Origin of the sequence: Furfurilactobacillus rossiae (genome assembly GCF_013394005.1) — a bacterium.
Taxonomy (GTDB): domain Bacteria; phylum Bacillota; class Bacilli; order Lactobacillales; family Lactobacillaceae; genus Furfurilactobacillus; species Furfurilactobacillus rossiae.
Genome location: NZ_CP040586.1, coordinates 13,476 through 27,926 on the forward strand (window position 1 = coordinate 13,476; position 14,451 = coordinate 27,926).

The 14,451-nt window shown below is 42.9% G+C and carries 14 protein-coding genes; 8 read left to right on the top strand and 6 right to left on the bottom strand.

Features of this window, described 5'->3' with window-relative positions; translation table 11 throughout:
* Window positions 1-2: 2 nt before the first annotated feature.
* The 4 genes from rplI (at window position 3) to LROSL1_RS00245 (ending at window position 4,756) form a co-directional block, all read left to right on the top strand.
* Window positions 3-455: a 50S ribosomal protein L9 gene (rplI, locus tag LROSL1_RS00230; RefSeq protein WP_017262418.1), complete on the top strand. Its 453-nt coding sequence runs from the start codon at window positions 3-5 to the stop codon at window positions 453-455.
* An 80-nt stretch (window positions 456-535) separates the two neighbouring features.
* Entirely contained in the window at window positions 536-1,918 is a 1,383-nt protein-coding gene (gene dnaB, locus LROSL1_RS00235) for a replicative DNA helicase (protein WP_017262417.1), read from the top strand.
* Between the two features lie 102 nt (window positions 1,919-2,020).
* Window positions 2,021-3,214: an MDR family MFS transporter gene (locus tag LROSL1_RS00240; RefSeq protein WP_178913296.1), complete on the top strand. Its 1,194-nt coding sequence runs from the start codon at window positions 2,021-2,023 to the stop codon at window positions 3,212-3,214.
* A 162-nt stretch (window positions 3,215-3,376) separates the two neighbouring features.
* Window positions 3,377-4,756 carry a DHA2 family efflux MFS transporter permease subunit gene (locus tag LROSL1_RS00245; RefSeq protein WP_178913297.1) on the top strand — a complete coding sequence of 460 codons (1,380 nt, stop codon included), beginning with the start codon at window positions 3,377-3,379 and terminating at the stop codon, window positions 4,754-4,756.
* Between the two features lie 53 nt (window positions 4,757-4,809).
* Here LROSL1_RS00245 and LROSL1_RS00250 read toward each other — a convergent pair whose 3' ends face one another.
* On the bottom strand, window positions 4,810-5,733 hold the full coding sequence (locus LROSL1_RS00250; RefSeq protein WP_178913298.1) for a quinone oxidoreductase family protein: 924 nt from the start codon (window positions 5,731-5,733) through the stop codon (window positions 4,810-4,812).
* Between the two features lie 123 nt (window positions 5,734-5,856).
* On the opposite strand from LROSL1_RS00250, the gene LROSL1_RS00255 reads away from it, so the two are divergent.
* Window positions 5,857-6,012: a hypothetical protein gene (locus LROSL1_RS00255; RefSeq protein ID WP_178913299.1), complete on the top strand. Its 156-nt coding sequence runs from the start codon at window positions 5,857-5,859 to the stop codon at window positions 6,010-6,012.
* Window positions 6,013-6,172: 160 nt separating this feature from the next.
* Here the strand turns inward: LROSL1_RS00255 and LROSL1_RS00260 are convergent, their stop codons facing one another.
* From LROSL1_RS00260 to LROSL1_RS00270, 3 genes are all read right to left on the bottom strand, one after another.
* Window positions 6,173-7,045 carry a helix-turn-helix transcriptional regulator gene (locus LROSL1_RS00260; protein WP_178913300.1) on the bottom strand — a complete coding sequence of 291 codons (873 nt, stop codon included), beginning with the start codon at window positions 7,043-7,045 and terminating at the stop codon, window positions 6,173-6,175.
* Between the two features lie 212 nt (window positions 7,046-7,257).
* Window positions 7,258-7,572 carry a hypothetical protein gene (locus LROSL1_RS00265; RefSeq protein WP_152323480.1) on the bottom strand — a complete coding sequence of 105 codons (315 nt, stop codon included), beginning with the start codon at window positions 7,570-7,572 and terminating at the stop codon, window positions 7,258-7,260.
* An 80-nt stretch (window positions 7,573-7,652) separates the two neighbouring features.
* On the bottom strand, window positions 7,653-8,447 hold the full coding sequence (locus tag LROSL1_RS00270; RefSeq protein WP_178913301.1) for an SDR family NAD(P)-dependent oxidoreductase: 795 nt from the start codon (window positions 8,445-8,447) through the stop codon (window positions 7,653-7,655).
* 311 nt (window positions 8,448-8,758) lie between these two features.
* Between LROSL1_RS00270 and purH the strand changes: the two genes are divergently transcribed.
* From purH to LROSL1_RS00285, 3 genes are read left to right on the top strand one after another with little or no spacing between them, the layout of a single operon-like run.
* A complete protein-coding gene (gene purH / locus LROSL1_RS00275; protein ID WP_178913302.1) occupies window positions 8,759-10,279 on the top strand; it encodes a bifunctional phosphoribosylaminoimidazolecarboxamide formyltransferase/IMP cyclohydrolase in 1,521 nt (506 codons plus the stop codon).
* Between the two features lie 57 nt (window positions 10,280-10,336).
* The gene (locus LROSL1_RS00280) at window positions 10,337-11,413 is read left to right on the top strand and encodes an NCS2 family permease (protein WP_178913303.1); all 1,077 of its coding nucleotides are present in this window, start codon (window positions 10,337-10,339) and stop codon (window positions 11,411-11,413) included.
* A gap of 2 nt (window positions 11,414-11,415) precedes the next feature.
* On the top strand, window positions 11,416-11,961 hold the full coding sequence (locus LROSL1_RS00285) for a phosphoribosyltransferase family protein (protein ID WP_178913304.1): 546 nt from the start codon (window positions 11,416-11,418) through the stop codon (window positions 11,959-11,961).
* A 294-nt stretch (window positions 11,962-12,255) separates the two neighbouring features.
* Here the strand turns inward: LROSL1_RS00285 and LROSL1_RS00290 are convergent, their stop codons facing one another.
* Entirely contained in the window at window positions 12,256-12,924 is a 669-nt protein-coding gene (locus tag LROSL1_RS00290; RefSeq protein ID WP_178913305.1) for a YdeI/OmpD-associated family protein, read from the bottom strand.
* Window positions 12,925-13,061: 137 nt separating this feature from the next.
* Window positions 13,062-14,183 carry a baeRF6 domain-containing protein gene (locus LROSL1_RS00295; RefSeq protein ID WP_178913306.1) on the bottom strand — a complete coding sequence of 374 codons (1,122 nt, stop codon included), beginning with the start codon at window positions 14,181-14,183 and terminating at the stop codon, window positions 13,062-13,064.
* Between the last annotated feature and the right edge of the window lie 268 nt (window positions 14,184-14,451).

Here is a 14,451-nt window from a genome sequence, read left to right on the forward strand (position 1 = left end):
CGATGAAAGTTATTTTTACGCAGGACGTTCGTGGCCGTGGCAAGCGCGGTGAAGTCAAAGAAGTACCAGATGGGTTTGCTCAAAATTTCTTAATTAAGACAGGCAAGGCCAAAGCGGCAACCGCAACTGCCATGAGCCAACTAAAAGGCCAACAACGTGCGGAAGCTCGCGAGGAAGCAGCCGAATTAGCAACGGCTCAGGAATTGAAACAGAAATTAGAGGCTGATGAAACAGTTGTTGAAATTAAGGCCAAAGCTGGTTCAGACAGTCGTCTATTTGGTTCAATTCCTTCAAAGCAGATTGCTCAGGCATTAAATCAACAATTCAATATTAAGTTAGATAAGCACAAGATCGAATTGCCGGATCCAATTCGGGTGCTCGGTTATACGAATGTACCAGTTAAACTACACAGCCAAGTGACTGCGAAGATTCGTGTACACGTGGTTGAACAATAGTTATTAAGGCATTTTGACCGCACTATTTCCCGGGAAATGGTGCGTTTTGTTATTTTGGTTCAGAATCAAGTGGAGATAGCATGGATAATGTAGATTTGCGGGAACAAACCCCGCCACAAAACATTGAAGCAGAGCAGGCCGTTTTGGGGGCCATTTTCTTAAGTAATGACGCCATGCCTGAAGCGATGGAATATCTCCAAGCTGAGGACTTTTACCGTCGAGCACATCAGATTATTTTTCAAACGATGATTGATTTGAACAATAACGGCAGTGTTGTTGATGCTGTGACAGTTAACGATGCCCTTACTGCTAACGCACAAATTGATGACGTTGGTGGTGTGACTTATATTGCTGAGTTGGCGCAGGCAGTACCAACTGCGGCGAACGTCGTTTATTATGCCAAGATTGTTCAAGAGAAGGCTTTGCTACGTCGTTTGATAAAGACAGCGACAGACATTGTCACCCGTTCGTATAATGAAGAGGATGATGTTTCGACACTGCTTGAAAATGCCGAGACAGAAATCATGAAGGTGGCCGACGATCGCAATAGTGGTGGTTTCAAACCGATTGCGGACGTGTTAAATCAGGCCATGAATACTGTTAACGAGTTGTCGAAGAATGGCGATGAAATTACCGGTTTAGCTACCGGCTTTCATGAATTGGACAAGATGACGACTGGATTCCATGACGATGAATTGATTATTCTTGCTGCTCGTCCCGGTGTTGGTAAAACAGCGTTTGTTCTGAATATCGCCGAAAATGTGGCAACCAAGACGAATAAAACGGTAGCTTTGTTTAGTCTTGAAATGGGAGCTGAATCGTTAGTCAACCGGATGCTTTGTGCTGAGGGTAGTATCGACGCAAACCATTTGAGAACAGGCCAGTTGACTGATGAAGAATGGCAGAACCTCGTTGTGGCCATGGGCGCACTATCTAAGACTAGTGTTTACATTGATGACACGCCAGGTAACCGAATGGCTGAAATCAGTGCAAAGTGTCGTCGTTTGGCCAAAGAACATGACCTAGGGATTGTTATTGTCGATTACCTTCAGTTGATTGAAGGTGGGAATAAAGAAAACAGGCAGCAAGAAGTTTCTGATATTTCCCGTCAGTTAAAAAAATTGGCTAAGGAATTACGTGTGCCAGTTATTGCTTTGTCACAGCTATCTCGTGGTTTGGAACAACGTCAGGATAAACGACCAGTGTTATCTGATATTCGTGAATCTGGTTCAATCGAACAGGATGCCGATATTGTTGCCTTCCTGTACCGTGATGACTACTATGAACGTGACAACGATGATGAAGATAATGACAACGATCCGCGTGATGATGAGGATCAAAACGTTGGGGAAGTTGAAGTCATTATTGAAAAGAACCGTTCTGGTGCCCGGGGAACTGTCAAATTACTATTTGTTAAGTCGTATAACAAGTTCTCAAACATTGCGTATAACGCGCAAAACTAAAGTGACAACCAATAAAACGGGCGTGCATCGATATGATGTGCACCCGTTTATCAGTACTAATCAATCATTATTTCCGGGGAAATAAATTTGGAGGGAAGACCGATGCAACAACAAGTTACTGGGAAAGAAATTAAGCTGCCATGGTTATTAGTTGCCGGGCTGCTCAACAATATGGGACAAAGTTTTATTTGGCCATTAACAACCATCTATATTCATGATGCACTTCATGAATCATTAACGGTCGTTGGACTTGTATTGTTGTTTAACTCAACTGCAAATATCATTGGTGCTTATTTAGGTGGCTGGCTGTTTGATCGTGTTGATGCTTATAAGCTGACGTTAATTGCGACAGTTTATGAGTTTATTGCTACGGCCTTCTTGATTTTCTGGCATGGGTGGCCGGCATTTCCAATAGGTCTTGTATTTATGGGCTTTGGTAGTGGACTTTTGATCACGCTGATTAATTCTTTGGGAACAACCATTAAAAGTCGTGACGGTCGATATGTGTTCAACATGATTTACTTTATGCAGAACCTTGGGGTTGTCTTTGGGACCATGATGGTTGGCTTTGTTTATGAACACGGTGTTCAATATCTATTCATTATCACTGCGGTAATGTATGTAGCCTACTTCTTTATCGCAATGACGCAGTTTAATGTGGATAGTGTACGTTCTCATGCAACCCATGCCAAACAGACTAAGAGAAAAGTCAAATTGCCTAAGCCGAATTTGGTTATCATCTGGACGTTCTTCGCTACATTGATTGTCATTTGGATCATGTATGAACAATGGACATCAAACATGGCAGTGTACATGACTGATCAAGGGATTCCATTGACAAAATATAGTTTGTTATGGACGATCAATGCCGGGCTTATTCTTGTTTTTCAAATAGGCGTCAATTTTCTTGGCGACCGGATTCGCAATCCATATTATCAAATCATCCCAGGAATTGCTGCAGTAGCAATATCGTTTGTTATTTTGCTCTTTGTTAAACAGTACATTGGGTTTGTCCTTGCCATTGCTGTATTGACGCTGGGCGAAGCGACGGCCTTTCCAGCAATCCCGGCGATTGTCAATCAGTTGACGCCATTAGATGTGAAGGGAAAGTATCAAGGTGCTGTTAATGCGTCCGCCGCTGCGGGACGGGCGATTGGTCCACTTCTAGGTGGTGTCCTGATTGATGCAACCTCATACAAATTTTTGTTTGGTTTTGCGGCGGTTGCCATTGCGTTAACATGGTTCATGGTGATTGTCATTCGCCGATTGATGTATCATAAAACGACACAGTATTAATGTGTTTGCATAAAAAATAAATACTAATAAGATCGGCAGCAACTCTGATTAGGGTCGCTGCCGATTTTGTTTATAGCGTTATTTCCAGAATTGTCAGTGAATTTGAGGTCAGAACCACGTACAATGAATATAATTATGCTTATATTCGAGGAGATTGTGTAGTTGCGACGACAAGAAAAAATTTCACTGACGATTTTAACCTTTGGCGCGTTTTGGAGCTTACTGTGCTCCACACTGATGAACATTGCATTGCCAATTTTAATGCGGACGTTTCACGTTACAGCCGAACAAGTCCAATGGGTTAGCAATGGTTACATGCTAATTAATGCACTGATGATACCGGTGAGCGCTTATTTAATTAAACGTTTTTCATTCAGACGGCTATTTCTTGGTTTTACCAGTGTCTTTTTATTTGGGACAATCCTTGGTTCAATGGCACCAGCTTTTTGGCTAGTCGTGTTTGCACGCATGATTCAGGCCGTTGGAGCAGGTGTTATGGTGCCGCTAGTAAATGTCATGGCGATTCGTTATGCGCCCAAAGGTAAGCAGGGTTCAGTGATGGGCTTTATCGGATTGGCATTCAATTTTTCGCCCATTATTGGTCCGACGCTGTCAGGTGTCATTCTGACTTACTTCTCCTGGCGGTATTTATTTATCTTACTAATTCCATTTTTGGCAGGCGTGCTGGTTGTGGCTTTTAAGGCGTTACCAGCAGAGTCGCATAGCTTGGCGTTGTCCTTTGATTACCGAGGGTTAATGCTGATCAGTTTAGGCCTATGGTTCTTATTGTGGGCATTATCAAACGTCAGCCAGTTGCTGTCGGGAGAAGGGTTACTGATTAGCTTATCCTTAGCAGCGGCGGTAGTTTTCTGGCTATTATTTGTTTGGCTACAATTGCGAACGAAACAACCGCTGGTAAACCTTAACGTTTTTAAAACACGTCAATTTACGTTTGCACTGGTGATTAATTCACTGATAATCGCGACAATGTATGACAATACGATCTTATTACCGCTGCTTGTCCAAAATAGCATGCATAAGAGCCCGCTCGTGTCCGGACTGGTTATTTTACCTGGGGCACTAATTACCGGCCTTATGTCGTCTACCAGTGGCAAGTTTTATGATCGTTTCAAAATCAAACATTTAGTGCTCATTGGGCTCACAATTGATCTTTGTGGAACGCTGTTACAAATGTTGATTGGTGCGCAGTCATCGATTTGGATGGTGACGTTAGGACAAGCAGTTCGTCAGTCAGGCTTAGTGTTGATGTTGATTCCGCTACAAACGCATTCGTTAGTTTATCTGAAACGGGCGCAACTTCCCGATGGCGTCGCAATTTTTAATACGTTGCGTCAGGTAGCCGCAACAATGGGAACGGCATTAATTGTGGCGGCCATTACGATTACTGATGCCCGTTTACATGTACCAAACTCGCGAATTGGAATCCAAGTTGGTTTCGGCATTTGCCTGTGTTTATTACTGGTTGCAGTGACGCAGGCCTTTCGTTTACAAAATGCGAAGGAAATTCCAGACAATGACTAGGCAGACACAATTTTAGTTTCACGTGTAACAATATGGTTTTCCGTTTCTTCTAATCAAGAGGTGGATTCATGAACACTTAATAGTACGCGACCGCGCGATGGCGACTGTAATAGTCGTTGTTGCGCGGTTTTAACATCTTGCATTGGAAAAATGCGGTCGATGTGTGCGACAAGCTGACCAGTAGCGAGCATATGAATGATTGTTTGATATTGTTTTGGAGGAATCGGATTGTTGTTGAACTGACTACGGATATCTTGTCTATGCGGCTGATAATTCGGCAACGCTGACGTAAATAAAATACCATTCGTTTTTAACGTGCGCTCAATCTTGCCTAGTGTTGTGACATCGCTGGATGTGTCGAGGACATAATCGAATGTTTCATTAGCGAGTTCTTCAACCGTTGCATGGATGTCGGCACCCACAAAAGTTTGCCGTGTGTACTCTAAGCTTCTTTGAGAAGAAAGAATTGTGAAGGTTATTCCACGTGAAGTTAAAAGCTGGGCGAGATAATCGCCAACGCCACCAGAGGCACCAATGAGTAAAACGTGGTCTGTTGCTTTCAAACGGACATTGTTTAAAATCATCATTGCGGTATCAGCGCCGCCAAAAATGGTTGCGGCTTCCGCCAGGGAGACCTCGTCTGGCAAAGTGAATAAATAAAGTGGAATTGGTGCATTGACGATTTCTGCGTAACTACCCGTTGGTGTTGCCCCAACGACACGTGTTCCGACAGCTGGTCCAAGGAGATGACTCGTGTTAACAATTCCTGAAAAGCCATAACCCGGTATTTTGGGCAAATGGTCGGCGTGGACATCAGGTAGTAATCCCATTTCACTTTTTACCTCCCAGGGTAATACTGGAACAAAATGGACATTTACCAGTGTTCCCATTAGTTTTAGTTGACCACGCGGGGATGGTGTCTCAATAATCTGTAATGCATCAATGCCGTCGTAACTCGTTTGCATAATTGCCTTCATGATATGGACCTCCATTTGTTTTGATGCACGCAGTATAAAATGCATTTCGTTTTGATAAAAATCAGTATTCTGATTTTGTTGATTTCTCACTTGCGAGCATACTTTTCTCATGGAGGTGGTTATATGCCAGTCGTTTTATGGTTATTAGTTTTGCTAGGTTTGGCGAAAATCTTCTCGGTGAGTTTTGTGGTTGTTTTAGGCTGGGCAAGCGTCGCCTTGGCAATTTTCTTGGCGGTGAAAATTTGTGCGGTTTTATTCTTTAAGCGAAGGTTGTATTAGAAACAGGCATAATCACACTGAGATTGAGTAAAGCAGGATCAGTTTTAAAAAAGCAGCAATGTGCGCTTGAACGCAGAATATCCCCGCTCCAAATGATAGGAACGGGGACATTCTGCATTATTTTTGGTAAAAAAGATTCGTTACCAAACGCTTAGCTGCTTTAGTCGATTGTTTGATTGACGGGCTGATGAAATAATGACTCAAGAACTTGATACTTTTGCGTTGCTGTTCGTGCGTTGTCATCGTCTTTGATCGTGATATATTCTTTTGATAACAGAAAGAAGAAGTCAGCTAACATAAACGTGACGTTATGGTCGGTAGCCCATTTGATTCCTGTCTGTAGAATAGCGATGGATTCTATTTTTTCGCCATGGTGAAACAGAGTTAGCGCGTACTGATAGAATATTAAACTATAGTTTGGATCAAGAGTTAGATTATCATCGTTTAAGATAATGCTTTCGAGCCGTTTGAATCGCTTAAATTCATGATTGATATTGGATTCACTTTCGACAAAATCAATGCAGGACATAATGACCATTTCTAAGCTGGTGAGGTGTGCCTGATGTGGAGAGTAGGTGAAGGATAAGGCTAGGTTTAATTCTCTCAGTGATACTGGCGCATCTTTTGTTAATTGGTAAACGCTGCAGGCATGGTAGTAATAATAAATCTGCAAGTCGTCATCTCGTTGCAAGTGATCCGCAAGTTCGGATTTTTCTAAATAGTCCCGCATTTGTTGATATAAATGCTGATTACATAGTTGTTCAACAGTTTCGTTAAAGTCCTCGTGGTGACTAATTTTGTAGTAATGGTTCAATAAAGCGTGATCGATGGACATTTTCAATCGGTTGCAGATTTGACCAAGTAGAATCGCATTGGGTACATAATTACCACGTTCAATGTTGCTGATGAGTCCCTGCGAACAAATATCACGCGCTAATTGTTTTTGCGTTAGGCCTAAACGACGGCGTTGCATGGCTAAATTCTTGCCCAATGTTTGTGCCATGGTAGCAAACGATGTTTCATATTCAGACATGATAATTTCCTCTTAAAACGTCTCTGTCTAAGCAATCCAATTAATTAATGTGTGCAGTTTAACATCCTTTTCATAAAAATGGGCAGGAAAAGTGTTGATAAAGTTGGTCTGTCAACATTGTTAAAAATGTGTGTGTTAAATAGTGTTCAATATGAGTTAAATTCAAAAGCCTGATTTCTCAACCAACACTGTGAGAAATCAGGCTTTTTAGACTATTTAAAGTTTGGTACACCAAAACGAAGGTAAAGCGCGATGGTTACCACAACGTAGGCTGTCCGCCCAATCAATGGCCACCAACGAATGAGACCCTTGGACCGGTCCGTTTGATAAGCCAATTCAAGTGAGGCGAGACTGCCGACGACAAGAAAGACCCAACTGGCAAGTGTGAGTGCCATTACGATAGTTACGGCGGACCACCACATCGCAATGTGAGTAGACACCTTGGGGTCAGAATATGCTTTGACAGTGGTTACCAGACAAGCAGCGACATAGCCAACGGCCAGTAACTGAGCAAGAAAATAATACACGAGCAGCACTCACTTTCTTCACGGTTTCATTAAAACGTTCGGTTAATTGTACCGCAAAACGTGCACCTCGCCCACTGTGATTAGAACATCGTTGGTACAATCCCGCCGTCCATACGAATAGCGTTACCACTAAAACCACCAACGGCAGGACTAGCGACAAGGGTGACAAGTTTGCCAATTTCTTCTGGGCGAATGAGTCGGCCAAGCGTTGACGTTGGTCGATTCTTGGCCATGTATTCACGTTCTTTTTCTTCAAACGTTTGCTTCGGGTCAGGATACAAATCGTTAATGAAATCGACTACGCCCTCAGTCAGTGTGGACCCTGGCATAACGGTGTTTACCGTAACGTTAGTACCACGAGTGACGTTGGCTAAGCTCTTGGATAGATTCAGTTGCATGGCCTTAGTCATACTATATTGCGGCATTTCTGGGGATGGCATGATAGCGGCTTCACTAGCGATAAAGATAACCCGACCAAAATCAGCTTTCATCAGCCCTGGTAAATAAAATTTGACGAGGTCATTAGCACTTAAAACGTTGGTATTAAAGTAGTTATTCCAGGTTTCGTCGTCGATGTCGAAATAATCCATAGCGCCAAAAATACCTAGGTTGTTGATAAGAATGTCTAGTGTTGGAAACTTTTCTTCCAGTGCTGTGCGACCGTCAGGCGTTGTTAGATCAAACGGGGCAGGTTGCAAAGATGCATCTGGGACAGCTTCGGTAATGTCGCTGATTGCCATTGAAACACTCTTCTGACTGCGGCCATTGATAATAACCGTGGCCCCCTCCCGAGCTAATTCAGTAGCAATGGCCTTACCAATTCCCTTGGTTGAACCTGTTACGAGAGCGATTTTGTGCGTTAATTGTAAATCCATATGTCATAATCTCCTGTCTTTTTTCAATCATCAGGTTAGTTGGTTCTCAGTTAAAGAACAAGTAGGCACTTTTTGGTAACCAATAAAAATAGAATCATAACAATTAATATATTTGTAAAATACGAACTATATAATTAATACATAGCGGAATAGTTAATGTTTATCGTTGATTTAAGAAATGTGCAATGATAGAATTCCTTTATTAACTTTGAAACGAGTTGGTGGATGCTTTTATAAACACGAACTTTATTTAAATGCTCGAAATTAATTAGAAAAGTCAGTCACTCATTTGATGGTAAGGAGATATTAAGGTGAAACGTGCATTGATTAGCGTATTCAATAAAACAGGAGTTGTGGATTTTGCCCGTGGTTTGGTTGACTTGGGTTTTGAAATTGTTTCAACAGGCGGTACTGCACGCCATTTAAGCTCCGCTGGGGTGCCAGTTATTAGCGTAGAGTCAGTGACACAGTTTCCTGAAATGCTCGATGGAAGGGTTAAAACGCTCCATCCCCGCATTCATGCAGGAATTCTTGCGCAGCGCGATAAAACTGAACACATGCAAACGTTGTCTGAAAACGATATTGAACCGATTGACGTTGTGTGCGTCAATCTATATCCATTTTCTGAAACGATAAATCGACCGGACGTATCACGTACTGAAGCAATTGAGCAAATTGATATCGGTGGTCCGACGGCACTGAGGGCGGCTGCGAAGAACGCTAAAGATGTTTGGGCTGTTGCAGATCCGAGTGATTATTCAGCTGTACTGAGCGGCATTAAGTCTGAAGATGCGACATTACGTAGTCAGCTGGCGGCAAAAGTTTTTTCCATTACTGCCGCCTACGACACAACTATTGCACATTATCTAAATCCTGAACCTTTCCCAGAAAAATTAACGATGACTTATCAGAAGCGCCAAGCTCTTCGTTATGGTGAAAATGCACATCAACAAGCCGCTTTTTATGCAAAGGAATATCCTTCGAAAATAAGTCTTGCATCTGCTAAACAGCTTCATGGTAAAGAACTGTCCTACAACAATATCAAGGACGCTGATGCAGCGTTATCTGCACTTAGTGAATTTGATCAACCAGCAGTGGTGGCAGTCAAACATATGAATCCGTGTGGCATTGGTCTTGGAGATGATATTGAGCAGGCATGGGACAAAGCATACAGTGCAGATAAAATGTCGATTTTTGGTGGCATTGTTGCGCTGAATAGATCGGTCGACCTTGCCACAGCGACAAAGATGCACGCCTTGTTTCTAGAAATTATCATGGCGCCTGCGTTTGATGATGATGCTTATGCAATTTTGGCTAAGAAAAAGAACGTCAGATTGCTAACTATCGGATTAGGAAAAGCACAACCAGGTGAACTTGAGGCGATTTCTGTAACAGGTGGGTTGCTTTTACAAAATAAAGATCTTCAGACTGAAGCAATTACTGATATGACCGTTGTAACAGAAATTCAGCCAACTGAGGCAGAACTAAAAGCTCTTCAGTTTGCACAAACTGTTGTGAAACATGTTAAGAGTAATGCCATTGTTGTAGCTACTACTGATCAGACATTGGGCATTGGTTGCGGCCAAATGAATCGTATTGGTTCAGTGGAACTAGCTATTAGCGCCGCAAAAAAACAGCCTCGATTTAACGAGGCCGTGTTAGCTAGTGATGCCTTTTTCCCGATGGACGACTGTGTTGAATATGCGGCTAAGCATGGTATTCATGCAATCATTCAACCGGGTGGTAGCATCCGTGATCAAGATTCTATTGATAAGGCCAACGAACTTGGCATTGCAATGGTGACGACAGGTGTTCGACATTTTCGACACTAGTTTATGATCTGATAATTATTACGCCAAACATACAGAATGAAATCCGGGGGTATTTGCATGCATTGGTTGGCTGATTTAATGGCGGCAATAGGAGTTGTCTTGAACGGGATTCCTCAAGGTATTATGGCCATGACTCTGGGATTCGCCATTTTTCCAACGTCCTTTTCCTTTGTTTTTGGTGCATTAGTGAATGGCGCAGTTGGGTCAGTTGCGCCGATTTCATTTCAAGCTGAATCACTTGGGCTGCTGAGTCATTTAGGGCAAACGCACCGTGAACGTTCTTCAATCATTTTGGGTGGCTCACTCATTATGTTAATTATTGGTTTGACGGGCACGTTGACTAGTATTGTGCACCTTTTGGGCAATGGCATCATTGCGGGGATGATGGCTGGCGTCGGGCTAATGCTAAGCAAGATTAGCTTAACGATGGTTAAAGAAGAACGCATCGCAGGTGGGACGTCGATTGGCGTTGCTGTGCTGACATATTTATTAACCAAGGACTTGGTTTGGACAATTGTCTTATCCGTCATTGCATCAAGCTTAGTGGCCGTTTATGGCACTCACTATCGGGTGGAACTGCCACAATACGTTATAGAGCGGCGATTTCACTTCTTGAAACCAATGGTTAATCTGCGGGTGATTCGGGGAGCACTAAGCTTGGCCTGTTTGAATATTGGCGCGAACATTTCATACGGGCTGGTAACAGGTCAGTTAACGAACATTAAGCCAAATCCGGTGAACCTGAATATTCTGACGGGGACTCAGGCCTTTGCGGATATGGGAACGAGTTTACTTGGTGGGGCGCCAGTAGAAAGTATTATTTCGGCGACTGCAAGTGCACCGGAACCAGTTGTTTCTGGAATATTGATGATGTTACTAATGGCACTTTTACTATTTTCCGGTTGGTTACCACGATTGGGTAAATATGTACCAGCTGCTTCAATTGCAGGATTTTTGCTAATTTTGGGAGCCGTGATTATTTTTCCAGAGAACGCTGCATTAGCGTTGAAAGGATCTGGTGCATCGGTTTCTGCGTTGACATTGATTGTCACAGCATTAGTTGATCCAATGTCAGGCTTATTGACAGGGGCTATTTTCAAATTTATTTTGCCAATAATCGGATTGGGGTTATGAGGATGGAAAAAAGTTATGAAGTCACGATAGGAGTTCTGAAAAGAAAGTTGCCGATTATTCCGATTAGTTCAACTGTTGCAATTGCGTCATTTGTTCTGCTCGGGGATACAGAAATGGCTAGTTATGCGGCCGCTGAACTTGTCAAACGAATAACTGAACCGTTTGATGAAATCGTCACAATTGAAAGCAAAGGTATTCCGTTAGCAGAAGAAATAAGTAAAATAACGCATCGTAAAAACTATGTTGTTCTTCGAAAAAGTGTAAAGGGGTACATGGCTCATCCAATAAGTGTTCCTGTAAAATCAATTACGACAAATGAATCACAAACGTTAGTGTTAGATGGTAATGATGTTCTTCGACTTACTGACAAACGAATACTCTTAGTGGACGATGTGATTTCGACTGGAGGTTCATTGACTGCAGCAGAAAATTTAATGGCTAAAGTTGATGCCAATGTTGTTTATAAATGTGCGATTTTGGCCGAGGGAACAGCAGCAACGAGGGATGATATTACTGTTCTGGGGTCTCTGCCAGTCTTTCCAATTTAAGGCTAACCAATAAAAATAGACAAAAAGAAACTGACCTAGGATCGGGGAATCCTAGGTCAGCCATCATTCTAGAGAGAGTCTTAACATATCTGGGGGGAGATACATTACGTCGGAGGAGTGAGGGGTATGAACTCCTTCGATGTTTATAATATACCGACGTTACCTAAAAGTAAGCTTAAAAAGACTTAATGAAATAGTTGCGAAACGTGGAAATTTCGGTGTTAACGTTTGTAAACGATTGATGTGACAACGTTTACGAGTTTGAAACGTGGCGCATATTTTTTGGAAAAATTTTTAGTGACGCTTCTTCCCCTGGTGCCACAATTCAACTGATGCGTAATCTTCCTTCAACAAGGTAAGCATTTGTTGAAAGTGTGCTTGCTGAGTTACAGACGTTTTAGGACTGAATACATAACGTGCCCAAGAACGCTGATAGCCAGGTGTCAACGTATCGAAGGCTTGATGGGCATCAGTATCTGCATCGATTAGTTGTTTGAGTTCGCTCAACCGATCTTCATAAGTTGCCACGCGACCAGACGGATTGTCAGCACGACGAGGATTGCTTGCCAGCCAGGTCAAACCCACGGCTGTATAGTTGTCATCAAAACTCACCATCCGAGAAAATTTAAGGCCAGTATCGGCTACTGCACCACTGTCCGCATCAACGTGGAGAGCGGGAAAAAGGACGTCGCGATGAATCCCTGGTAGGCCAAGTTTGTTTTTCAATTTTGGATAAACTAGGTAAAGATAGCCTCTGGATGAAAGCAATTTTTCGTCCGCAATCGTTTTAATTTCCGTGGCCATCATGTCTGTTGATAAACAAAAACTTAGAATGAGGTCGTTTGTTTTTGTTGAGTCACTGGCTTGGTTAAACGGCAGTGACTCAATTGTATCTGGTTGATGACGGATCGAAACATATTTGTACGTGGATAGTTTGATTTTGTCGGCAAATGTTTTAGGCATAAGTAATCACCTTTCGTATATACATTGATCTTAGCGTTGATTTTCACCGACAGCATAGCATAGTGCGCAAGAAAAGGGGGTTAAGTGCGTCGTTTAAAGCGCATTTAACCCCTAATATTTACTTCATTTAGTGAAAATCAGTAGCGACTGATTCCAACTGGTTGACCATCTGGCAACTGGTCTTCATTAACAACAATCACATCACCGCCATGTTGAAGCATAGTAACGCACAGTGAAGGAATAGCATTAGCGGCGGTTGGATCGGCAATGAATTGATCACGATCTAAGTGACCGTTCCACTCAGATGTGTCGGCAACGATCAAAGTCCCTAATTGACCATGAGAAACGGCTGTGGCAATGTCGGTCGGTAACTTGACCTGATGATTGGCATTAGCAGCATCATGGTAGGTTTTGAGTCCTGTTTGAATAATTTGGTCGGCATGCTGTTCAAATAAGGGTTCAACCCGTTGCTGAATCTGGGCAGTACTTAAGTTGGCGGGAGATTCATTCAACACATACTCTGTGGAAACATGTGCTAACCGACTGAGTTTGCGGAACAAGGCTTGGTTTTCTGGTAAGGCAAACAGAATTAGAGGACGTTGCGTATCTTTTTGCCAAGCTTGCATGAAGTTATCAACGGCTTGGAAGTAATTTGTCAGGTCAATATCTTTGCCGACATCCTTTGTGTGGTGACCGTGATAGCCGGCGTGTTCGCCGCGACTGACACCGTTAACGTCTCCGCCACGAATTTCTGTGCCGAGCGCCTGTGTCAAGGTGGTTGGTGCATCCTCTGGCAGAGGGGTCAAAATCACGCGATGATTACGAATTTGGTAAAGCTTAAACGAATCGCCATTTAGAGCAAGTAAATCGAAATCGAATGCGCGCTGTTGTTCACGTAGGAGTGGTCGTAACTCGGGAACGGTGCTCACAGACACTTGGTCAGTTACATTGGTGGACAAATGATCGATGATTACTTGATCTGCTGTGGTTAAAACGGCGATGCTTTCTTTAATGTTTTGTGCAAACAGTGCGTCATCGCTGAGTGCAGCTGTTACTCGCGGTTCAATGCTGGCCCACCAGTCGGTGCCAAACTGACGGGTGACGTGTTGCTTTGCCTGACGAATAAGATCCTGAACACGCAATCTTGTGTGTGGCCGATCAGCAGGATCAATGTTTGCGTAAATTGATACAACTGGTGCGTCAGGATGCTGTGTTAATAAAGTTGTTAGTGTAGCTGTATTTAACAGTGAGTTTGGCATATGCGTTATCCTCCTAATTTAAACACGTCTTAGTTGTTTAGGCATGCGTCCTTTAAGGCATCAAACACCTGTTGGACGGAGCTTTCTACTTGATAGCGTAGCAAGCACCACGGTTGGACGCGAATTATGTGCCTATGGGGATGAATCCGCATACAACGCCAAGCAAGCCGTAAATTAGTTAATTATTGAATGTAATTCTCACTGATTCGATTTGCGCAGCCAAAATGAAAAGTAGCTATTTTAAGCTGATATTATAGGCAAACCGGCG